Below are 22416 nucleotides of genomic sequence, written 5' to 3'. Positions count from 1 at the left end.
TTTCTCATTATTTCTATATTCATGCTCTTTTTTAATGCAGTATTAAAGCCCTTGGATCTGATGCCTGAGAACTTTAAAGCCTTCTCTTAGCAAAGCTTCTGAAGATCTCTATCCCGTTTATATGAGTTCCTCTAGTTCGATTTCTCCCTGGAAACCTTTGTTTATTGATTCTTGATATAATATGATTGTCCCTCTAAAGATTCTGTGATACCTGTTTACTCTATTCCTGTTTATTCTTTTGATTTTAGAGCTGCGTGTGGTCGTTAAATTCTCTGTAAAACAGTGTGTGATTTTTCAGCATAACCTAGTAATTTTCTTGTTCTTTACCGTTACTTGCTTCTAGTCTTACGTTATTCTGTTAGTCAAGTCCCTTAGCATATTTTCAGCATCAAATAGATTCAAGAATTTTTTTTAACGCGACCGCATTATTGTACTCCGTGTCCTTTGCCGAATATACCAGTGTGATTTGACAGCACTCGCCGAGCTTTTGCAGAATTCTTAATTCTTCAGTTTTTCCCTTTAGCTCCTCGTTAAACCTGTGACAAAATTCCTTCCATTTATCCGGCTCATGGTTGAACCATTTTCGAAGCTCGGAACTGGGAGAGATCTCTTTCAGCCAGAGATCTATAGAAGCGTCTTTCTTCTTAAGTCCTCGCGGCCATAATCGATCGACAAAAGAATGCGGTATCCGTCTTCTTTTGTCGGTTTGTCATACGCGCGTTTTAGGTTAATCATCGACATGAATCAGTCACGTAATTAATAAATTAGGACTTCTCCTTTTGAAGTGATTCTTTCATTGTTTTAATCGCTATTTTGGAGTGGGACACCGCAGCCCCGGCCCGCATTTCCGCCGCCACCCAGATCGCTTCCATAAGCTCATCCATTGAAGCCCCTTGCTTCAGTGCAAGCTTTGTATGTCCTTCTATGCAGTACTGGCACTGGGTTACATGCGCAACCGCCACTGCAATAAGCTGTTTAGTCTTGCCCGGGATCGCTCCATCAGTAAAAACGTTTTTACTAAAATTCTGAAATGACTCGCGAATCTGCGGAAGTAATTCTTCATTTTTTTCTCCTTCATTGTTTCTATTGGAAAAACCCGAAAAGCTCATATAAATCTCCTTTTTTAATTTAATTGACCATTTACTCGTTCAACTTCTGTTGCCCATTATAATTGTCATCATTCAATACAGCTCATAAAGTCGATTCAGGCAGGCTATCTTTGCCTTCAAAAATCTGTAATTCTTATTGACCAGATCTGCAAGTTCTCGAGCCTTTGACATAAGCAATGAAAAGTGTTGCTTAAGTGCCCTTTCTTCCTGCCATCGCAATGTTACATCCCGGATTATAGCAGCAGCCCCGAACCTCTCAGTTTCAGGGTCGCGCAATATAACGATACTAAATTCAACGGAGATTCTCTCTCCATCTTTACGCAAAGAAGGAACGGCTAACAATCTCTTGTCATAGCTGCTTATGCCTGAGTTCATCACATTTTTATAACCTTCCAAATGTCTTTTGCGATGCTTTTCAGGAATTATTAAGTCAAGGGTTTCCCCAAGGGCTTCATCGGAACTATAACCAAAGATAGATTCCGCCCCGGAGTTCCACATCCTGATTATCCCGTCGCTGTCAGCAAATATTACGGCATCCTGTGTGTTTTCTATGATTTGATGACAAAGACATTGCCAAATATGCTTAGCCATTAATGCGCTCCTGCTTCTCTATTCGTTTTAAACAAATGGGCATTTGAGTTCATAATTTTATGTCTACCTAATTCGCTTTCGTGATTCACTATGTCGATTTACTTATAGTGGACTACTTTATCCTTCATGATCAGCTCTATATCCGGGAATGCTTCTTGCGCAGCAGGTGGTACCGGTATCCATGATTCCGGCTCTCGGCTCGCTTTGAAATAATCATACAGATTTTTGAAATAATCATACGGCTTTGAGCCAGGGCCAGTAGGATTTCCGACTACTATACGTCCCACCATTCCTGCCACTTCATGAGGCGAACAGAAATAATCATAAACTCCCTCGACGGTAAACGTCACTTCATAAGAGCTGCCAGGGAACAGGAACCCCGAGTCCCAAGGACTGGCGCCCCGGGGTATCCTTAATGAATGATTATTGTTCTCAGGATGATAGGCCGTCGTAGTATGAACGTTTTCATCAACGATCCACCGAACTGTTTGTCCGGGTTTTATATAGACACCGATCGGGTCAAACCATACTTTAGAACCAAGCTTATCGCTCTTCATATGGATTTCGATCACCTCGGTCGAAATCTCGTCAGTTTCTTCGGTTTGGCCTCTCACGCTAGTCCAGGTCTTATCGTTGCTCATACCGGGCAGGGTGAGTATCGGATATATAACTCCAACAAGTATCAACCATATGCTGCGGCGTATTGTAAGCATCATTCTGCCCTTATTGTTTTAGTGCTTCAGCTTTTTCAGGAGATACATACCAAAGGACAATATGGTAGTGAGGTACGGGTACTCCCGGATGACCAGCGTTGTAGTAAAGATCTACATGATCGGTCTTTTGCTGCGCCACATTTAAATTCTCAAAAGCTTTATGGTCATTGAGATCCTTGAGCGGAACCATGTATACCGAACTGACCAGGTTTCCATCTCGATCATAGGCCAGAAACGGACCGGCGGGCAGTGTCCCGGGATCTACATACAGCACCCCAAGTCCGGGTATAAAATCAGGCAATTCGACAAGTGAGCTTACCTTTTTATAGTTGCCTCCCGGGGGAGCCTTTTCGAAATCTCCACCCTGTGCAAATAGACTCTGTGAACTGACCAAAAATAAAGAAATACTTACAATGAACAAAAATACTAGATGATGTAAATTTCTCATTGTTTACCTCCTGTTGATTGAATTTTTAGACGCTAAATACTAAATATCGAAACTCCATGCCTCTATTCATGCCTACTGGAAACATCTAATTAAAAGATTCAAAATCTCTGCTTTCTTTTAAGTAGCTTGAAATTTGCTGGACAATATAAAGTCTTGAGCTGTGAATCATAAATTCGACTGTGGAAACCGAGAAACCCAATACTCTTTTAATGTTTTTCGGAGACATTTTTTCTATATCACTAAGATGAACAGCAACTCTGTAAGGAGCCGGAAGCTCATAAAGAGCCTTTTCTATAATGGGTATAAATTCCGAACTATTATGATTAACGTTATAAAAAAGCCCATGTTCTTTTATGTCAAACCTCTTTTCCGGAAATGTTCTGCCTTGTCTTTCATTTACTTTATCAATTAATTGTCCTTTATGTGTTGCTTCTGAATCTTTCAGATGCTTTCGACTTATATTGATTGCACGGGTAAAGAGCCAAGTTTTAAAAACCGGCGGAGTATAATCTGTATCCAGGGCATTCACCGAATGGAACACATCCTCAGTTACCTTTTTTGACAGCTGATGATTGAAAGTAAAGGTTAGAACCAAATAATACATTCGAGATGCATATCGGTTAACTAGAGATTTAAAAGCACTTTCATCCTTATTTTTTATTATTAATCTGACTAAATCCCCGTCATTCAGCCCGTCATTGTTATTTATCAAAGCAGCGTTTGAGGTACTGGTTGTATCATAATAGTTCATTGCTTCACCTTTATACATATATAAGATAATTCAATTAGAATTCACGATGTGTGATCATGGTCGAAATTCCTTTGTACAGCAACCCTTGTCGATATTTTCTAATTCTTCTTCCGCACGATTAAGTAGTGACTTTATATAAAGAGTAGAGTCGATTACAGCTAGTCTGTTTCTTTGTAATTTTTTCAGCATCTTTACTCCTTGATTATCAATAAACGTTACACCCTTCAGGTCCAGCAAAACATGCTTGTTGTTTACACAAATGTGATGACTGCATAATGTTTCGAGAACTTCTATGCAAGAGCCCGTTATCCTTCCATCGACAATTAAAGTAACCGCTCTCTCATCTTCACAAACTGTGGTTATTTTTAGCATTGCCGCTTTGTTTTATCTAGCGTAACCTCAAATATTTATATATATATGAGTAATTGCAAGGGATGTGCCAGAAAGCAAGTAACATTATTTGGGGCTATAACTTCCCGAAATCATATATATTTTTAATCACAGGAGAGTATAGCAATTCGTGCTTACCCTCTAAATATTACGGATGCCGTCAGATATGACAGAATTCTGATACAGGTATAATTCTCACCTGAGCTCTGAATCAGTGCTGATTGAGAATGAATAGACGGATGAGTAAATAACAATATGCAAGATATTAGAATTGAAGAACTCAAGGAAAAAATGAAAATGACAGAGCGTGCCCTCTCAGAGAGAGAAAAGGAATTGTCCCTTCTTCATGAAACCGCAAAGCTTCTTGTAACTAAACAGCAAGATACTTTTGATGTCCTACAGAAACTCGTTCAAATTATACCCACTGCATGGCAGTACCCGGAGATTACGGAAGCCCGGATAGTGTATGAAGAACTTGAATTTAGAACTCCTGGTTTCATTTCGACCCGATGGATGCAAAAAGAAAATTTCACTACGGTTGAAAAAGAAAAGGGGTTTATAGAGATAGCTTATTTAAAAGAAAAACCAATCGCATTTGAGGGGCCTTTTCTAAAAGAGGAGAGAGATATTCTCGGTTCGCTTGCTGAAATATTGAAAATCTACATTGAAAGACAAAAAGCAGATAAAGATATGCAGGAGAATGAAGAACGCCACAGAAACCTAGTAGAATATTCTCCAGAAGGCATATATGTCCATATGAATGGCAAGATCGTATATATAAACCCTGCTGGGGCAAGACTCTTCGGTGCCGCAAAACCGGATGAACTCATAGGAAAGTCGATCTTAAGCTTGGTGCATCCGGATCATGTCGAATTGGTAAAAGAACGAATTCGACAGGTTGAAGAAGAGGGAAGACCAGAAGAAGCAAAGATTGAACTCAAGTTCATACGCGTTGACGGAGATGTGATCGACGTAAAAGCTTCAAGAACCCTTATAACATACCAAGGAAAACCTGCCGTGCAGGTTGCTACCAGTGATATCACCGAGCGCAAACGAGCAGAAAACGCTCTTAAAAAAGCGCTAAAAGAAGTCGAAAGTCTAAAAAATCGACTCCAAGCGGAGAATATATACCTGCGAGAAGAGATTAAAACGGAATATAACTTTGAGGAGATTGTAGGCGAGCACGAATCAATAATTAATCTATTGCATTATATAGAGAAAGTAGCCCCCGCAGACACAACTGTTTTAATTAACGGGGAAACTGGCACTGGTAAAGAACTTATTGCTAGAGCCGTGCATAACTTGAGTGCAAGAAAGGACAGACCGCTCGTCAAGGTAAACTGTGCGGCCATTTCAGCAGGCTTGGTTGAAAGCGAATTATTCGGACACGAGAAGGGAGCATTTACCGGTGCTGTGCAGCAAAGAATCGGGAGATTCGAATTAGCTAGTGGCGGGACGATTTTCTTAGATGAGGTAGGAGAATTACCTCTGGATACACAGGTCAAACTACTCCGTGTCTTACAGGAAGGCGAACTGGAACGGGTCGGCAGTAGTAAACCAATCCGGGTTGATGTCAGAGTTATTGCGGCAACAAATCGTAACCTCGTGGATGCGGTGCGTGAGGGTTCCTTCCGTTCCGATCTTTTTTATCGTTTAAGCGTATTCCCACTCGAAGTACCTCCTCTACGAGATCGTAAGTCGGATATACATCTTCTCGTAAATTTTTTCATCAGTAAGTACAGCAAAAAACTGGGCAAAAAAATTGAAGGAGTATCAAAAAGGACAATAGATCTTTTTGAGAACTATACCTGGCCTGGAAATATTAGAGAGCTACAAAATATTATTGAACGAGCAATTGTTATCTCTGGTGGTCCGATAATTGATATAGAAGAATCCATGCTTGAGCAAAATATCAAGATACAAGGATATCAATCCGATAAACTCGAAGATATCGAGAGATCTCATATAAAGCGTGTGCTAAACCAGACTAACTGGGCGATTGAAGGCAACAAAGGGGCAGCCAAAATTCTCGGCATGCATCCGAGTACTCTACGTTTCCGCATAAAGAAGTTAGGGATATCAAAATCATAAATAAGTTGTTTCGATATTAGGTTAAGGCAAATACCGGTTACACGATTGATCCAGATCAGATTATTGGGCTATAACTTTTTCAGTCGGAATCTTTAGACTAGCAAGTCTGGATTTATTTTTTCCTACATTGACGCGATTTCGAATAAGATCTCTGACGGCATCTGCTTCGCTGCTAGAGCGATTGAGTAAAAATCCTGCGCGTAAAATTCCGCTCTTCAAGTAATAAACCGAAAAGGATTTGTCTGCGATTGATCCGTTAACGATTCTCTCATCCGTATTGCTGGAATATCCTAGAAAATCAAAACTGAGATCAAATACATCTGAAAAAAAGTATGATACCTCATTGTAATAATCTTTCTTGCCAAGCATGTTCTTAGATGCGATCTTACCCTGCTTCACTGCATTATCCCAATGCTCGACTCTGCGATGTGCGCGAAATAAAGGATCGTAAAATCTCGTGACATCCCCTGCGGCGTATATTTCCTGAAAGTTCGTTTGCATACTCTTATCTACGATAATGCCGTTATCCAGCGAAACACCGCTTGACTCCAGAAACGCTGTCTCAGGAACGACTCCGATACCGACCGCGACAATATCGCACGAGATTGTTTTTCCTCTTTCAGTAACTATCCTATTTACATGACGTGTGCCCTGAAATTCTTTGACTGTATCTCCAGATATGATATCTACTCCCTTATTCTTGTAATAATTTTCGAAGAAATTGGAAATCTCGCGGGAACCCAGTCTCGCTAACAGGTTTTTTCCTCTTGAAATGATAGTCGTACGTATACCCATCTGAGCAAAAACTGATGCCAGCTCCATCCCAATGAAGCCTGAACCTACAACTACGGCTTTCTTTGAATATGAAGTTGCTCGCTGTATGGATTCGGCATCAGAAATATTCCTCAGATAATATATACCTCGCAAATTAGATCCGGGAACATTCAGTTTCTTTACTCGTGAGCCAGTTGCTATGAGAAGTTTCCCATACCTTATACTGCCTTGATTATCAGTCTCTACCATTTTCCTTTGTGGACAAAGAGTTAATACTTTTGTGCCCAGCAAGACATCGATATTATTATTTTTGTAAAAGCTTTCGTCATAGACAATTATATCTTCGCTTTTCAAATTCTTGATCAGGAAGTTCTTGGATAGCGGAGGGCGATGATATGGATATAATTCTTCGTCTGAAATAATTGCAATTGTTCCGCCTGCACCTTCTTTCCTCAGAGTCTCTGCAGCTGATGCACTGGCAAGTCCCCCTCCAATTAATAGATAATCGAATACCATTTTCGGTTCTCTCCCATGAATCTCATGCTTTTAATTTTTGTGATTTCGTCAAAGATTGATCAACATCCCACAAAATATCCTCTAGAGTTTCGAGGCCGACCGAGATGCGTATCATTTCAGGTCTAACTCCAGCAAACTTTTGACTTTCTTCATCCAGCTGCCTGTGTGTTGTGGATGCGGGATGAATAACCAATGATTTCGCGTCTCCAACATTCGCAAGATGACTCAATAACTGAAGATTCTCTATAAACTTTATGCCCGCTTCCATACCTCCCTTTATGCCAAATGTAAAAATTGGGGTAGTTCCCTTGGGTAAATATTTTTTCGCAAGATCAAAGTAAGGACTATCCGGAAGTCCTGAGTACTTGACCCAGGTTACATATGGATGGTTATTCAGAAACTTTGCCAGAGCCAAGGCATTGGAACAATGTCTTTCCATTCTAAGGTTGAGAGTCTCCAGCCCTTGAAGAAAGAGAAAAGAATTGAAAGGACTCATAGCAGGTCCCAATGGTCTGAGCACATCGCAACGCGCTTTCATGATATAGCTCGTATCTCCAAAAGTTTCATAAAAATTCACGCCGTGATATCCTTTAGATGGCTCTGTCATGTCCGGGAATTTGCCGTTGTCCCAGGGGAAATTACCCGAATCTATCAGAACTCCCCCTATAGAAGTACCGTGACCACAGATAAATTTAGTAGCTGAATGCGTGATAATATCCGCACCGAACTCAAATGGTCTGCATAAGTAAGGAGTAGCAAATGTGTTATCGACAATGAGGGGTATGCCCGCTTGATGGGCTATATCCGAGACTTCCGCTATATCCAGAATATTACCCAAGGGATTGCCTATCGTTTCAGCGAATATTGCTCTAGTTTTCGTACTTATAGCATTACGGAAATTATCGGGATTATCGGGATCCACGAATTTAACGATGATTCCCAATTTCCGAAAGTTAACGTCAAACTGAGTATAAGTTCCTCCATAGAGGGTACTTGAGGATACAATTTCATCTCCGGATTGCAGGATTGTGAAAATTGCAGTCATCTGCGCCGCCATACCAGACGCCAGGGCGAGTGCGGAGCTTCCACCTTCGATAGCAGTCATTCTACCTTCAAAAGCCGCAGTCGTAGGGTTCATTATTCTCGTATATATGTTCCCGGGTGTCTGTAAATCAAATAAACTTGCAGCATGTTCCGCGCTGTCAAAAGTATATGCCGTTGTTTGATAAATGGGCGTGGCGCTGGAATTGGTCGCAGAATCGGGAGTGTTTCCAGCATGTATACATTGAGTTTCAAATCCGAGTCTTCTTTTGAGCATCTGCAGTCACCTCTATTTTAATTTTTAAACATCTTTGCAAAATACAACATCTAGGCTGCATATCGAGTGGACATGCAGCCTAGGTCGTGATTCTCTCAGAGCCCGGATATTTTGATGGGGTTATATCCTCTTTATGTTGAGCTCTGTTGTCTGACTCAGAGTTTCTCCCGGGCAAAACCCCAATATCAAACTTTTCACCGGTGAAGAACGAGATTTACACTTTTTAACAATTTAACAACCAATTCAAGTTCGTTTGATTTTTATGTCGCTGTCCATCCACCGTCTACCGACAACATGCTTCCGGTCATGAACTCAACGTTATCATCGGTCAGGAACGCCACGGCACGCGCTATTTCCTCAGGCCTTCCGAGCCTTCCAATAGGGTGCTGAGATACAAAATATTCCTCAACGGCATTGGGATTGTCCGACTTTGCGAATATATATTCCGTCACCATAGGGGTTTCGATTCCGCCGGGGTATATAGCGTTAACCCGAATCCCATGTGCTATATACTCGCGCGCCATCGCTCTGGTCAATTGGGTAACAGCGCCTTTTAAAACTACATAAGCGGACGCGCCGGGAAGGCCTCTCAAACCGATAATAGAAGAATTATTTATTATGTTGCCTCCGCCCTGTTTAATCATGTGAGGAGATGATTAGCTGTATTACTATCGCTGTCTTGATCTTTACAACCTTATTCATATTATCCCCGTTCCTTCGTTAACGGATTTTGAATCATAAGCTTTAATCAAAATTTGTTGACGCATGTTTAGTAACTCGCAAAATGGATGCCATGAATAATTGAATATGTCAGATTATTTTAAGCCTCAGGAAAATGGGGACTTTTTAGACAAGCGAACACCGAAACATATATTATCTTCCCTTGATATGTAGAGGATCCGTTAAATATTGAGGGCACTTATAATAATTGGACTTTAACAAGAAAATGATTTGTCGATACTTTATACTGTTAATACTGTTAACGAAGTAGTCAAAAAATATTTATAGAGACGGTTTACAAGTTTGTCATAAGTGAGGATTTGATTAACCGCTTTCAGAATCAGTTACTGCATATGAATGAATGCATGTACATCCATACTTGTGGATTTACGGATATACGACTTAGAATTATTTAAAAGGCTTGGATGTGAAGAGGGATTCTAATCCTCAGAATACTACAGACTTAATCAACTCAGAAAAAAATTAGGGGGAAATTAAGTCCTTACTGATAAATTAGAATCCCTGTTAAGCATAATATCAATCACCCCATATACTATACTCTCATCAAGTTTGAGGAAACCTTTACACCATTACTGACATTGTCTACCATGGGTGATGTAGATTCAGCGATTTCTAGTATTTTCTTAAGCTCTTCTTCAGAAGCGTCCGACTTCACTTTTACGGTATATCTAATGTTCTGGAATCCCGGCCTAGCACCGTCTATTCCGAAGTAACCCCTTACATCAATATCTCCTTCTGTCTCAATAGTAAAGTCCTCTAAATTAATATCATGCTTAGCAGCTTGTGTTGCAAACCCAAGAGAAACGCAACTGGAGACCGATGCGAGTAATAACTCAATAGGATCAATACCTGAGTCTTTGCCTCCCAGAGGCTCTGGCTCATCGGTATTTATCTCAAATTTACGTGCTTTTGTTTTACTCACAGAACCGTCTTGCCAAATAGTTTCAGTCTTGAAAGTAAATTTCCCTTTTTCAGGATCCTTCTTTACGGTATCGATGAATTCATTCATCTTTCCGATATCTATATTCAAGCAGCTCTTAACTCCCATTTTTATAACCTCCTATAAATTGTATTTTGCTAGTAAGTTGCAAGAACTGTGCCAACCACGCACTTTAAAAATTATAAAAATAGGGTAATTTGAATTTTATATTGAGGGATCACCCTGTAGCCGAATCTGTATTAATTGATAAAGATTCAAGGTTAATAAGGTTTAGTCTATTACCCGGTCAGAGTATAAAGGAACATAGCTCGCCATTATCCCCTGTTTATATAATATTTTGTAAGGAGAAGGTTAGTTTTCGGATGAATGAGGTTCACAAATAAAAAGAAAATTAGATTATTTTAATAGAGATTGTGTTCGTTTAGATACTAACCATAATGGCTGATAATAATAAATCCGAGTCACCAACCACGGAATCGCTACCTGTTGCACCATCATTTGAGCCTTCCTTAAGTGAAGTGCAAGTCTTGCAGTCTCAACCTGTTGTTGACAGGACCATCATACGCATAATTCTAATCTCCCTCATCATAGGCGTCGTCGGAGGATTTGTTGCACAGGGACTGACACGACTTATCGGACTAATTACGAACCTGGCATTCTATGGCCACTTATCCTCAAGCTTCATTTCACCTGCTGGTAATCACTTAGGGGTTTTTGTAATTATCGTTCCAGTTATCGGCGGAATAATAGTCGGATTTATGGCACGATACGGCTCCAAGGGCATTAGAGGTCATGGAATTCCTGAAGCTATGGAACAAGTGTTGACCAATCAGAGTCGCATACAACCGCGCCTGACATTTTTAAAACCGATTTCTGCTGCGATTGCTATAGGTACGGGTGGACCATTCGGGGCAGAAGGTCCAATTATCGCAACGGGGGGTGCGTTTGGCTCCCTACTCGGGCAGCTTCTTAACACCACCGCTGACGAACGTAAAATCCTGCTCTCAGCTGGTGCGGCGGCGGGAATGGCAGCTACTTTCGGAAGTCCCGTTTCAGCAGTTTTATTGGCCGTAGAATTATTACTATTTGAGTTCAGACCTCGTTCTTTAATACCTGTAGCTCTTGCCAGCGTGGCTGCAACCGCTGTTCGTATAGCGTTTGTGGGAACGAAACCGATTTTTTCCATACCTCATATAGCACCAGCGTCGAGCGGGGCACTCATCGTTTACATCGCTCTTGGTGCAGTTGTGGGGCTTTGCGCGGTATTGGTAACAAAATCGGTTTTTAAACTTGAAGATCTGTTTGCCAAGCTTCCCATTCACTGGATGTGGTGGCCGGCATTAGGGGCTATCGCAGTAGGGGTAATCGGATATTTCGCACCAGACACGTTAGGGGTTGGTTACAATGTTATAAACGAGATTCTCTCAGGCGAGATTACCGGAAAAGTTCTGATAGCGCTCTTTATCCTTAAATTCATTTCGTGGTCAATTGCACTCTCAAGTGGGACATCGGGCGGTACGCTGGCACCCCTTTTCACGATAGGAGGTGGTCTCGGAGCTACTTTAGGAAGCCTGGTGATAATTATTTCTCCGACTTTGGAAATAGATCCCAATGTGGCTGCTCTAGTAGGTATGGCTGCAATGTTTGCAGGAGCATCAAGGGCATTTCTAGCCTCTGTTATCTTTGCTTTCGAAACCACATTGCAACCATTCGGACTTCTTCCTCTCCTTGGTGGATGTGCCGCAGCATATCTCATATCGGGTTTGCTGATGCGCCACACTATAATGACAGAGAAGATTCAAAGACGCGGTGTGCATGTACCAGTTGAATACGGAACCGATGCGCTTGAAAAAATGCTTGTTCGGGACATCGCGACATATGAAGTTGTATCACTAAAAGGAAGTAAGTCGGTAGGTGATGCGAACTCGTGGTTGGATTCCGAATTTCCCGGAAGCAGCCATCAGGGTTTCCCGATCCTAGATGACGGAGAAAACCTAATTGGTGTTCTAACGAGGCGTGACCTATCCATAAAGGATGTACACCATGATACTAGAATATCTGAGCTAATTAAGATGTCCCCCCATGTTATTTACGAAGATAATACTCTCCGCGACGCTATAAACCTAATGGCGGAAAATGCGATAGGGCGACTACCCGTGGTTATGCATTCGAATCCAAGAAAAGTAATTGCGATGGTCTCTCGGAGCGATATAGTCACAGCGTATAAGCGAAATCTTGACGAGGCTACCAAGTCCCAGAAGAGCATACACTGGAATGCAACGCGATAAATCTATCCTCTGCCCCTAAATTAGTATTCTTAAAAAAACGGCGTGTAATATAATTTTAAAATAATGCTCATACATAAGATTTTTAAGTGCCAGACTCGGGCAAAAGGCTAACAATATGTATTAAGCATACAAATATTCACACTGTTGGGGTATTTGCAAGTTACCGAATGATGGGAACGTTAGGCAATATAAATTAAATAGTAAAATTATACGGAAGTATTACAGTCTTGCAGTAGTTTGATTTTGTCAAACACGGCCAGTACCACACGATCACATCGCGGACCGGCAAACTGGAATATATCTGCAGCAATAGTCCCGACGCGTGTATAAATTTCTTCGCGTAGCAATGACCGTGCCCGGTGCAGACGAGTCTTGACGTTCTCTTCGCTTATATCGAGACACTCAGCGGTTTCGGCAGTGCTCATCTCCTCAATCTTTCTCAGCATGAAAACCGAACGATATGCCTCCGGCAACGCATCAACGGCATCTTCAAGTACTGCGTTCAATTCCCGAGAAAGCGCCTGTTGCTCAGGGTCAGGTGTATTGGATGCAAATGTATTCATGCCGCCCCCCCCAGAATTTTGTGTCGTTCCGATATCCACAAACCGGCTGCGTTGCCTGATCCGTGCCTGGGCTTCATGCACCGCAATTTTTGTGAGCCAAGTCGAAAACTTCGCGCGCCCGGCAAACTGGTTAAGGTGCGTGTAGGCGCGTACATAGGCACCCTGCATCACATCCTCTGCTTCTTTCTCATCTCTCAGTATGGCGCGGGCTACGCGGTAGAGACGCTGATTGTAACGACGCATGATAATTTCAAAGAGTTCGATATCACCGGAAAGTACATGCTCTACTATCTCTTCGTCGGACATAGCGTCAGAATTTGTCCCAGTTTTCATCATGGTCAAAATCCTCTGTGTATTGTGTCAACCTTAACATATTATTGAGTCATTTTCTTGGAAAATATTACAAGATTTCTATTTTCTTGAATCTGTAACCATTCTTTTTCTAAATACTCTATAGATTATATATCAAGCGTCAAAATTACACTTTATCAAGGAGGTTTAGAATGAGACGATTAAGCTTAATTATAATGCTTCTGGTTTTTAGTTTTCTGGCTTTCGGTGAGATTTCACACTATGCACTTGCACAAGAGACGGCTCCTCCGGGGGGAAAGTATAAAAAAGTCAGCTCCCTGGTGAAATTGCCGGACTTCCTCCCCGGACTCGGCACGCTATATGTGGACCAAGCCACGCTGCCTGCAGGTCCGTTCCTGGCTTATGATCATGAAGGCGGTCTTGTAAGCACGGTTTATATGATCCCTCTCAAAGATATCAATGATCATAAAGCCTTTAATGACCTGGCTGTTGCACAGGGCCCAAAGGTAGACCACGTCGATCTCTACTATAATGCGGGACATCCCGGCGTGGATGAACCGCACTATCACATCATCCTGTGGTATATCTCGCCAGAGAAAGTAGCTGCTCTGAAATAGGTGGCATTATGCCGACAAGAAGAGAGTTCCTCAAGGCCAGTGGGGTAATGCTTGCTGGCCTTTCTATACCGAGTGCTGTTGTGACTAGGGCAGACCAGGCATCACATCCATCTCCGGTAGTCGAGATCTATATGAAAAGCGACCAGCTGGGTTCTAAAGTCTGGTTTGATCCCGTCGGAGTCTATATTGAGCCCGGTCAAACAATACGGTGGATAGTTTCCGAAAATGTCCATACTACAACAGCCTATCACCCTCGAAACAGCAACCATTCATTACGGATTCCTCCTAATGCAACCCCGTGGGATTCGGGTTATTTGTCTCCCGGAGAAGACTTTGAATTAAAGTTTATGATACAAGGCGTTTACGATTACTACTGCATGCCGCATGAAGGAGCGGGCATGGTAGGACGTATTATTGTAGGCAAACCGACAGGGCCGGGAGCACTGCCGTTCGATTATTATGAAGGGAGATCGGATACGAAAAACTGGCGACCAGTACCTCCTGCTGCCCAAAAAGAATTTCCAACTATAGAACGAATAATGCGTGAGAAGGTTGTTCGAATCAAGGTAGGAGATGGTTAATTAAACGTTTGTATGGAATTTAGAGTTTGTAAAAGTTGCAATGTCCATTTTTCTCGTCTATGTGGTCACGGATTTTCAAGCCCGATTTTAGCGGATTTCATAACTACGCGGTAAAAAAGAAACGTGAAATTGCCCTATCGCCCGATGTATGGTTTCGACTGTATGGATCATTGTTTTGGAGAGAAGCCAGCCGACATTCACGTTGGAAACTCCTCTCGGCCACAGACGACCAACGAGGATCTTCGTGCCGTCTGCCCGCGCCGGCTCCTCGTAAATTCTTTTGATTGCTATCTTCATTATTTCCGTTAATAGTTCTCTTCGTTGTAGCCTGGGAACCAGTCCTGTTTGAGGTTTAAGCCCAGTCCCTTAAGCTCGTTACCTATGCTCTCCACCATAGGCTCGGGACCGGAGAGATAGAAGGTTTTATCGTTTACCTGTGGCGATCGCTCAAGAATCGTATCAGCGGTTATTTGCTCACCCACGATAGGCACATAGGTAAACTCAGGATGCTTCCGTGCAAACGCTTCAATCTCTTCACGAAACGGAATCTCATTAGTGCGGTTGAAATAAAGGAGTGTGGCATTAAGGGGTTTGCCCGCAGCATGACGTTCAAGCAAGATGCTACGGAATGGCGTTACGCCAATGCCACCTGCTATCAAAACAACCGGCTCGATCGTCTCTTCTTCCCATGTGAAATCACCTTCCAGGCTATGCGCCTGGATCATATCGCCCGGTACAAGCGCATCGAGGGCTTGTTTAAATGCACTGTCAGAAACGCGTGTCGATATATGTATCATGCTCTCGCTCGGTGCCGAGGCAATCGTAAACCAGCGTTGATTCTCGGCTTCGGTCTTGCCCGCTTGAGTCAGTATATATCCCTGATACTGTCCTGCAACCCAATTGATACTTCCCGCTTCAAATATGAATGTCCGTACATTGCCCGCTTCCGCTTTAGACGAAATGAGTTGCAATTTAGATATCTTTTTATTCTCTTCCATATAGTTATAATAAGAAGTAACTGTGCGTTAAACAAGAGCAACGCGCTTAACTTCACATAATTCTCGGACTCTTACCACCGCTTCTCCGCGCAAGGGAAAGTGCATGACAAAGACTTTTGCCTCATGAATGGGGTCCTGCCAGCCAAACGTGAAATTTTTTGATCCCGTATATTTTTCATACGTGACTTTGCCTATAAAACATACTACTTTCGGCATTTCTGTTTTGATGATACGAGAGATTTTCTTGCGCCCAAGCAACTCTTCGCCTTTCTTAAGCCTGGAAATATCGCGCGTGGGTCGATTGATAATATTTATGAACCCTAATCTATAGACGGTATTGAACTTCTTTTCATACATTCGCTTTAACGATTCGTCATACCGGAGCTCATCTCTTTTTTCCTGGATAATTCCCGCATCTGAAAGAAGATACCAAAATAACTTATTATTGGAAAATGGCAGTCCTCGATCAAATGATCCGAAATGAGGATTAATGCCCACGAAAAGTATGATCGGTTGTTTGTATCTGTAACGAATCATTTTTTTGGCACGGGATAGAAGAGCTGTCCCTTCTTTATTTTCAAAAATGGTGTTAGTCGGTGTTTTAACGTCGAAGTATTGCTCAAAATATCCCGCACAATCCAGCCTTTTTTAACAAGTGCATCGGCGATAAGTGAACGGTGGCAACGCCATGGCACAGCTTCAGCGCACATGATCGTCGTAACTCTCGCCCCTGCGATTTTCATGAGGGCTTCCAACCCTTCTTTAAATTCTACGGTTGTCATGTAGTCGGCATACCCTCTGAATGAGGCATTGCGCCAGCCGAGGTTTATAGAATCTTTTATTGTGTGACGTAGCCCTCCGAGTTTTTTTAGATGCTTATAGCGTATATGTGCTTGTCGTAAAGACAGCTTAAGATCACTCTCATTAAATTGTGGGTTATAGCGCGATTTGGGTATAGTCCTCACATCGACCACTACTTTAACGCCGTACGTCTGCAACAACCTTATGAATACATCTATTTGCCGCGTAGAATGGCCAATAGTAAAGATTGAAGGTTTTTTCATTTTTACACTTTAGTGTCCCTTACTGTGCAACTGCGGGAAATTCGCAAAGTCTATTTTTATGCATGGTGCTGAATAAGGGAATTACCGTCGTCGAAATGCTTAGCAGCATTACTATCACTACCTCGATCTTTGATCTTTACAATCTTATTCATATTAGCTTTGTTTCCACTTTAATTTATTTCGGATCATAAGCTCTAGTCAAGACTTATTGACGCCTATTTAGTAATTTGCAAGATGGGTGCCACGAGTAGTTAATTATGTCAGATTGTATTAAGCCTTAAGAAAATGAGGACTTTTTGAACAAGAGAACCCTGGAACAGATTGTCACTTCCCTTCATATCTAGAAGGTCCGTTAAATATTGAGTGACCTGCCCCCCTATAATAGGTCCATAAGTTAAGCTAGATTTTTGAGAGAAAACCCTATATAGGAGGCAACTAAGATGGGTAGGAAACGTTATACACCAGAGCAGATAATTCGGTTACTGCGTCAGTCAGAAGTACTTTCCTCACAAGGCAGGAAAGTACCGGAGATATGCAGAGAGATAGGAGTAACAGCAAACACTTATTACCACTGGAGGAAAGAATACGGAGGTATGCAGGTCAATCAGGCAAAATTGCTACGCTATCGTCTATGCCTTCAATGCGCGGCCTAGAAAAAGACAGCTCTTTAACTTAAAATAAAGATCATGAAAAAGCACAGCGTAAAGATAGCGCTGCTCTTTCTTCTTATGCCGCTTGCGGCCCAAGCCCAACTCTATATTGACTACCTTAAAGAACAGGCCACAAAAGGTGACGCTCAGGCGCAGTATGAGCTTGCCTGATATTTCATCTTATTTTCCTACTCCTCCAGAAGCGATCTGAGCATCCAGGCCATCTTTTCGTGTGCTTGCATCAGACCGGTCAGGTAATCGCTCGTTCCCATATCATTATATTTTTCGTCGCACTTCCTGAGGTCGGTTCTCAGATTTCGCACTACGCTTTCGTGATCGGAAAGAAGAGAGCGGATCATATGCTTTGAATCGGTTCCCTTTGTAGTGTCCTCTTCAAGCGTCTTATGCTCTAAAATTTCCTCAAGCGAGCCTAGTGCGTAAGCGCCTATGCTTCGGGCTCTTTCCGCCACATCGTCAATTATCACTTCGAGTTCAGTGTACTGGGCTTCAAAGAATTTATGTAGGTCGTTGAATTGCAGCCCCTTGACGTTCCAGTGATACCCCCTCGTTTTCGTGTAGAGCACATATTCATCAGAGAGCACTGTGTGTAAAATTTCTGCGACTTTTTGACTGTTTTTTTCGTCTATCCCTGTATTTATCATGATTTTAGTTTCTGCCTCCTTTTTAACTTTTTCATTAAATGTAACAGCTTAATAGCTATTATCAAGTGATAGAAATTCTTATTTAAGATGATTTGTTCCGCCGTATGATACTTCCTTGCCATGAAAATTTTCCCCAAAAAAGTTCCTCGTCGCAAGCGATGAAAAAGGCACCAAATCGTACATGAGCTGATTTTACGCTTGCATGCTAATAATACCTATTTTACTATATGCTCATGTTGGAAATTTTTCGCAGGCATGTAGAGACGATCGAGAAAGAGGCCGCAGAAATCAAGCGGGACCTAGAGATTGCACGCATTTCAGCCCTTGTTGATTTATATCTTGAAGCGCAAAATATAAATGATCCGCAAGCCCGCGAGGCCGCGTTGTCCGCGCTCCGACCGTTGTTTGACAGTCCTGCACATGGCGGAAACCGCCCGGCGCCGCGATAACCCGAACTGTAGCAGAAGACAAAGTGATAGATAGCACCACAAATACAGTTCTTCATATATATGGCGGGCTTTTGAAAGCTGGAAAACTAAAAATATTAACACTAGAAGAAAGAAAAGCGGATTGTGAAGAAATTGAAAAAAAATCCGAAGAGATACATGAATACATAAGAAAGATGAAAGACAAACATCCAGGTCCTAAGTGAGCGAATGGAAAGTCGATCTAGCCGATGACTTCTCTACAATAATTAAAAACCGGCTTAATCAAACTTGGTCAAAAATTTTTCAATCAAATTATAACTTGATGAAGCACAAACTCTCGCCAAAGAGGTGTTTCAGTAGAAACACGGCATGAGATTTGTGGAACCTCTGAGAAACACAGGAGCGTGGACACTTTGAATGGGAAACCACTGATTCAAAATGCGTATCGGGGCTTTCTCGCTGCGCGCCTGGAAACCGGATCGTGATGTTGTCCCAAAGCGCGGCTTATGCTTTTTATGTTGCACAAACGGACCTTTTTGCAACATAAAACAGGGGTCTTCTAACACTTGTAATTACACGATACCGGATGTTGCAAAAGTCTGTTGCAAAAATATTGTAGTATTTATAGGCAAAACGCGGATAATAGTATTAACAAAATAGGTTTCTACATAAATAAAAAACTGCCTCTAGAGTCAAGGAAGATGAGTTGTGCCATTTGATAAAGAGAGTTAAAGTCTTGTGACTTTATGTAAGGAAGGATCTGAATACCGAAACTAGATTTTAAGGGAAAACAGTTTGTTTACGCACACCACCTGACAGTGCCGTTCCGGCAGCTTAATGTCGTGCCTGAAAACTCCATGGCCAAAGACCGCAAACCATCAATGGATGACAACTTAATTATTCATGGCGACAATCTGCACGCCTTGAAGGCCTTGCTTCCGAAATATTGACCTTCCCCCCAACAACTAGACCATTGTAAATGAGAGTTCTCCTCTGTAAGAATAAATAGACAGGAGGAGGACATGCGTAAGAGTCGGTACACGGAAGAACAGATCATAAAGGTGCTCAAGGAGCAAGAATCAGGGATTAATGGTTCCGAGCTATGCCGGAAGTACGGGATAAGCGAGCAGACGTTTTACCGCTGGAGGAGCAAATACGGAGGGGTGAGCGTATCAGAAGCCAGGCGGTTAAAAGCCCTTGAGGAAGAGAACCAGCGACTGAAGCAAATCGTTGGGGAGCAGGCACTGGATATACGGGCATTAAAAGCAGCGCTTGAAAAAAAGTACTAAGCCGTACTCGGCTGAGGAAAGCCGTGACATTAATGAAGTCAGAGGGGCTGAGCGAGCGGCGATCATGCAAGTTGATAGGACTCAACAGAGCGACATACAGATACAAGCCCACAGCTAAGGATGATGGGTGTGTTCGCGAGCGTATGAGGATATTGGCCGTACAGCGCCCCCGTTTTGGAGCGCCTAGGCTGACAGTGCTGTTGAGACAGGAGTTTGGTGCAGTGAACCATAAACGAGTAGAGAGGATATAGAGGATATATAGAGAAGAGGGTTTGCAACTTTCCCGTAAGAGAGGGAAAAAGCGAGTGGTAAATAATAGAGCCAACATACTAATAGTTCCCAGTGAACCAAATGAGCGTTGGAGCATGGATTTTATGAGCGATAGTCTTTGTGACGGCAGAAGGTTCAGGTTATTAACCGTTGTGGACGATTTCACCCGGGAGTGTGTTGTCATTGAAGTGGATGCCAGCATTACGGGGGAGCGTGTGATACGCACACTAGAGTGGCTAAAAGAAACAAGAGGGCTTCCGGGAATGCTTGTGATGGACAACGGCCCGGAGTTCACAAGCAGGGCTATGCTCGTGTGGTCCAAACCCGCGGGGGTGAATCTGCATTTTATTGATCCGGGCAGACCGGTGCAGAATGCCTTTATAGAGAGCTTCAATGGAAAGCTCAGGGATGAGTGCTTGAACCAGCACTGGTTTGTGAGCCTTGAGGAAGCTAGAAGAATTATAAAATCATGGCGTATGGACTACAACACTACCCGCCCCCACAGCTCTCTTGGGTATATGACGCCGGAGGCATTCAGGTTGGGCTTTGAACAGAAGCTTGAGAATGATAAAATTAACCGGAAACCCTCATTTGCCGTGGTATAAACTTCGGGAGAAGGTCAGGACATTACCTTAAATAATATTCAATTCTAAACTCGATAATTCGCCGAGGACATACACTGAAAAAATTAACAGTATGCTTTTAAGCGATTCCTTCGGAAACCATAATATAGGACGATGACCAACCGTTTTTTTTCGAATATATTTCAGAAAATTAAATCCCTAAAGTTTGTTATCAGTATTATTTCTAAACACCATCTGTGTAGTAATTTTTCGTTCCTCCTGCATTAACTGCCTCTTCAAGCCGATTTAGTGCATGAACATAAGCAGCAGTTCTCATAGAAATTGATTTTTCTTGTGAAATTTTTAAAACACTCTTTGTTTCTTCCACCATCTTTTGTTTCAGACGACTGTTTACTTCCTCTAATGTCCAGTAGTGTCCTGTACGGTTTTGTATCCACTCGAAATAACTCACTGTTACACCTCCGGCATTAGCTAATATATCCGGAATGACATGTATCCCGTTATCCTCGAGGATTTCATCAGCATCGGAGGCGATCGGTCCATTTGCCACTTCAAATACGTGTCTTGCTTTTACAGCACTGGCATTGACTTCAGTGATCTGATTCTCTAAAGCCGCCGGAATGAGTATATCCACATCTAACGTCAGTAATTCTTCGTTATTTAGCGTTTCGTGCTCAAGGATATTGCAAACAGAGCCTTCACAGTAAACTGACTTAAGATCACGAGTTGTGTCTTTATATTGCTTAACGCTAGGAATATCCAACCCATTCCTTGAATATATAGCACCTTTAGAATCACTAACTGCGACAATTTTGTAACCTACTTTAAACAATAATTCTGCTAAAATTGAGCCGGCATTTCCAAATCCTTGGATTGCAACTGTTAATGATTTACTTTTGCGGTTCAGTTCCTCCATTAAGGTTTGTATGACAAAGGATGCACCCATCGCCGTAGCCGTATCTCGTCCAAGACTCCCTCCCATACTCAAAGGTTTTCCGGTAATAACTGCTGGAATAATTTTTCTGTGGATAATGCTGTATTGATCCATCATCCAGCCCATGATCATTTGATTTGTGTAAACATCCGGTGCTGGTATATCTATATCCGGACCTATAAAATCAGCCATTGCGTTTATATATCCGCGGCTTAGCCTTTCCAGCTCAAATTTTGAAATGCTCTTCGGATCTACTGTAATACCGCCTTTTCCTCCACCAAAAGGTAGGTTTAAGACAGCGCACTTAAAGGTCATTAAATAAGCGAGTAATTCAACTTCTTCAATCGAAACATAAGGGTGATACCTGATCCCCCCTTTTGCAGGTCCTCTGATATTATTGTAAATTACTCGGTAACCCTGAAAATTTTTCAAATCCCCATTATCCATACGCACTGGGATAGAGACCTTTAAGCTTGCTTTCGGATATTTCAAGCGTTCTACAGTATCATAAGAAATTGTAGTGTGTTTTAAAGCTTCTATAAGTCTTTTAAACTTTGCAGCCATCATACCTCCCAATATTTAAATTGATAAATGATTCAAACTTGAACCTGAGCATTTATGAGCCTATTTATTACCTTAGTTTTAACAAATCGAATTTTAGCTTGCCTTTGAGTTCAAGCTATACTCTTCAAATCATAGTCAATGCATTACACTCCGGACAGCAACTGTGATGATTTTCGACTTCTCCGCATTTTTATGATATGATTCCCAATACATATAGTTAATTTGGGTTT

Annotated in this window: 21 protein-coding genes and 3 pseudogenes; 8 read left to right on the top strand and 16 right to left on the bottom strand. The window is 42.1% G+C overall.

Going from position 1 to position 22416, the window contains the following annotated elements:
* Window positions 1-388 precede the first annotated feature (388 nt).
* The 6 genes and pseudogenes from RIG61_04345 to RIG61_04320 all read right to left on the bottom strand — a co-directional run bounded on the left by RIG61_04345 (window position 389) and on the right by RIG61_04320 (window position 3612).
* Window positions 389-735, bottom strand: a pseudogene (locus RIG61_04345) (DUF488 family protein).
* Window positions 736-764: 29 nt separating this feature from the next.
* Window positions 765-1109, bottom strand: a complete 345-nt coding sequence (locus RIG61_04340) for a carboxymuconolactone decarboxylase family protein (protein ID MEQ9618385.1) — start codon at window positions 1107-1109, stop codon at window positions 765-767.
* A gap of 72 nt (window positions 1110-1181) precedes the next feature.
* Complete coding sequence (locus RIG61_04335) at window positions 1182-1700, bottom strand: PAS domain S-box protein (GenBank protein MEQ9618384.1); 519 nt, start codon at window positions 1698-1700, stop codon at window positions 1182-1184.
* Between the two features lie 98 nt (window positions 1701-1798).
* Window positions 1799-2386 (bottom strand): plastocyanin/azurin family copper-binding protein, encoded by a 588-nt coding sequence (locus tag RIG61_04330; GenBank protein MEQ9618383.1) that lies wholly within the window; start codon window positions 2384-2386, stop codon window positions 1799-1801.
* Window positions 2387-2423: 37 nt separating this feature from the next.
* On the bottom strand, window positions 2424-2861 hold the full coding sequence (locus tag RIG61_04325; protein MEQ9618382.1) for a hypothetical protein: 438 nt from the start codon (window positions 2859-2861) through the stop codon (window positions 2424-2426).
* A gap of 85 nt (window positions 2862-2946) precedes the next feature.
* Window positions 2947-3612, bottom strand: coding sequence for a hypothetical protein (locus RIG61_04320; GenBank protein ID MEQ9618381.1), 666 nt, complete (start codon window positions 3610-3612; stop codon window positions 2947-2949).
* 645 nt (window positions 3613-4257) lie between these two features.
* Between RIG61_04320 and RIG61_04315 the strand changes: the two genes are divergently transcribed.
* Window positions 4258-6093 carry a sigma 54-interacting transcriptional regulator gene (locus RIG61_04315; GenBank protein ID MEQ9618380.1) on the top strand — a complete coding sequence of 612 codons (1836 nt, stop codon included), beginning with the start codon at window positions 4258-4260 and terminating at the stop codon, window positions 6091-6093.
* Window positions 6094-6153: 60 nt separating this feature from the next.
* Here RIG61_04315 and RIG61_04310 read toward each other — a convergent pair whose 3' ends face one another.
* The 4 genes from RIG61_04310 to RIG61_04295 all read right to left on the bottom strand — a co-directional run bounded on the left by RIG61_04310 (window position 6154) and on the right by RIG61_04295 (window position 10490).
* Window positions 6154-7383 carry an FAD/NAD(P)-binding oxidoreductase gene (locus RIG61_04310; protein MEQ9618379.1) on the bottom strand — a complete coding sequence of 410 codons (1230 nt, stop codon included), beginning with the start codon at window positions 7381-7383 and terminating at the stop codon, window positions 6154-6156.
* A gap of 22 nt (window positions 7384-7405) precedes the next feature.
* Complete coding sequence (locus RIG61_04305; GenBank protein ID MEQ9618378.1) at window positions 7406-8701, bottom strand: O-acetylhomoserine aminocarboxypropyltransferase/cysteine synthase; 1296 nt, start codon at window positions 8699-8701, stop codon at window positions 7406-7408.
* Between the two features lie 260 nt (window positions 8702-8961).
* On the bottom strand, window positions 8962-9345 hold the full coding sequence (locus tag RIG61_04300; protein ID MEQ9618377.1) for an SDR family oxidoreductase: 384 nt from the start codon (window positions 9343-9345) through the stop codon (window positions 8962-8964).
* A gap of 629 nt (window positions 9346-9974) precedes the next feature.
* Window positions 9975-10490 carry an OsmC family protein gene (locus RIG61_04295; protein ID MEQ9618376.1) on the bottom strand — a complete coding sequence of 172 codons (516 nt, stop codon included), beginning with the start codon at window positions 10488-10490 and terminating at the stop codon, window positions 9975-9977.
* A gap of 329 nt (window positions 10491-10819) precedes the next feature.
* On the opposite strand from RIG61_04295, the gene RIG61_04290 reads away from it, so the two are divergent.
* Window positions 10820-12670 (top strand): chloride channel protein, encoded by a 1851-nt coding sequence (locus RIG61_04290; protein ID MEQ9618375.1) that lies wholly within the window; start codon window positions 10820-10822, stop codon window positions 12668-12670.
* Window positions 12671-12876: 206 nt separating this feature from the next.
* Here the strand turns inward: RIG61_04290 and RIG61_04285 are convergent, their stop codons facing one another.
* Window positions 12877-13566, bottom strand: coding sequence for an RNA polymerase sigma factor (locus RIG61_04285; GenBank protein MEQ9618374.1), 690 nt, complete (start codon window positions 13564-13566; stop codon window positions 12877-12879).
* A gap of 170 nt (window positions 13567-13736) precedes the next feature.
* On the opposite strand from RIG61_04285, the gene RIG61_04280 reads away from it, so the two are divergent.
* Together RIG61_04280 and RIG61_04275 are read left to right on the top strand one after the other, a co-directional pair.
* The gene (locus RIG61_04280) at window positions 13737-14162 is read left to right on the top strand and encodes a hypothetical protein (GenBank protein MEQ9618373.1); all 426 of its coding nucleotides are present in this window, start codon (window positions 13737-13739) and stop codon (window positions 14160-14162) included.
* An 80-nt stretch (window positions 14163-14242) separates the two neighbouring features.
* Window positions 14243-14743 carry a plastocyanin/azurin family copper-binding protein gene (locus tag RIG61_04275; protein MEQ9618372.1) on the top strand — a complete coding sequence of 167 codons (501 nt, stop codon included), beginning with the start codon at window positions 14243-14245 and terminating at the stop codon, window positions 14741-14743.
* A gap of 305 nt (window positions 14744-15048) precedes the next feature.
* Here RIG61_04275 and RIG61_04270 read toward each other — a convergent pair whose 3' ends face one another.
* From RIG61_04270 to RIG61_04260, 3 genes are read right to left on the bottom strand one after another with little or no spacing between them, the layout of a single operon-like run.
* Window positions 15049-15741 (bottom strand): FAD-dependent oxidoreductase, encoded by a 693-nt coding sequence (locus tag RIG61_04270; GenBank protein MEQ9618371.1) that lies wholly within the window; start codon window positions 15739-15741, stop codon window positions 15049-15051.
* A 27-nt stretch (window positions 15742-15768) separates the two neighbouring features.
* Entirely contained in the window at window positions 15769-16278 is a 510-nt protein-coding gene (locus RIG61_04265; protein ID MEQ9618370.1) for a uracil-DNA glycosylase family protein, read from the bottom strand.
* The gene (locus tag RIG61_04260) at window positions 16275-16805 is read right to left on the bottom strand and encodes a DUF488 domain-containing protein (protein MEQ9618369.1); all 531 of its coding nucleotides are present in this window, start codon (window positions 16803-16805) and stop codon (window positions 16275-16277) included. The genes RIG61_04265 and RIG61_04260 overlap by 4 nt, the downstream gene beginning before the upstream one ends.
* A gap of 686 nt (window positions 16806-17491) precedes the next feature.
* Here RIG61_04260 and RIG61_04255 point away from each other — a divergent pair.
* Window positions 17492-17626, top strand: a complete 135-nt coding sequence (locus RIG61_04255; GenBank protein ID MEQ9618368.1) for a hypothetical protein — start codon at window positions 17492-17494, stop codon at window positions 17624-17626.
* A gap of 17 nt (window positions 17627-17643) precedes the next feature.
* Here RIG61_04255 and RIG61_04250 read toward each other — a convergent pair whose 3' ends face one another.
* Window positions 17644-18117, bottom strand: a complete 474-nt coding sequence (locus tag RIG61_04250) for a DNA starvation/stationary phase protection protein (GenBank protein MEQ9618367.1) — start codon at window positions 18115-18117, stop codon at window positions 17644-17646.
* Window positions 18118-18589: 472 nt separating this feature from the next.
* Between RIG61_04250 and RIG61_04245 the strand changes: the two genes are divergently transcribed.
* The 3 genes and pseudogenes from RIG61_04245 (at window position 18590) to RIG61_04235 (ending at window position 20709) form a co-directional block, all read left to right on the top strand.
* The gene (locus RIG61_04245) at window positions 18590-18769 is read left to right on the top strand and encodes a hypothetical protein (GenBank protein ID MEQ9618366.1); all 180 of its coding nucleotides are present in this window, start codon (window positions 18590-18592) and stop codon (window positions 18767-18769) included.
* 540 nt (window positions 18770-19309) lie between these two features.
* A pseudogene (locus RIG61_04240) lies at window positions 19310-19492 on the top strand (site-specific DNA-methyltransferase).
* Window positions 19493-19567: 75 nt separating this feature from the next.
* Window positions 19568-20709, top strand: a pseudogene (locus tag RIG61_04235) (IS3 family transposase).
* Window positions 20710-20911: 202 nt separating this feature from the next.
* On the opposite strand, the gene RIG61_04230 reads toward RIG61_04235, so the two are convergent.
* On the bottom strand, window positions 20912-22189 hold the full coding sequence (locus RIG61_04230; protein ID MEQ9618365.1) for a Glu/Leu/Phe/Val dehydrogenase: 1278 nt from the start codon (window positions 22187-22189) through the stop codon (window positions 20912-20914).
* Window positions 22190-22416: the final 227 nt, after the last annotated feature.

The sequence above is a fragment of the Deltaproteobacteria bacterium genome (assembly GCA_040223695.1).
GTDB lineage: Bacteria > Desulfobacterota_D > UBA1144 > Nemesobacterales > UBA2774 > JAVKFU01.
This window is presented reverse-complemented; position numbering and strand designations above follow the sequence as displayed.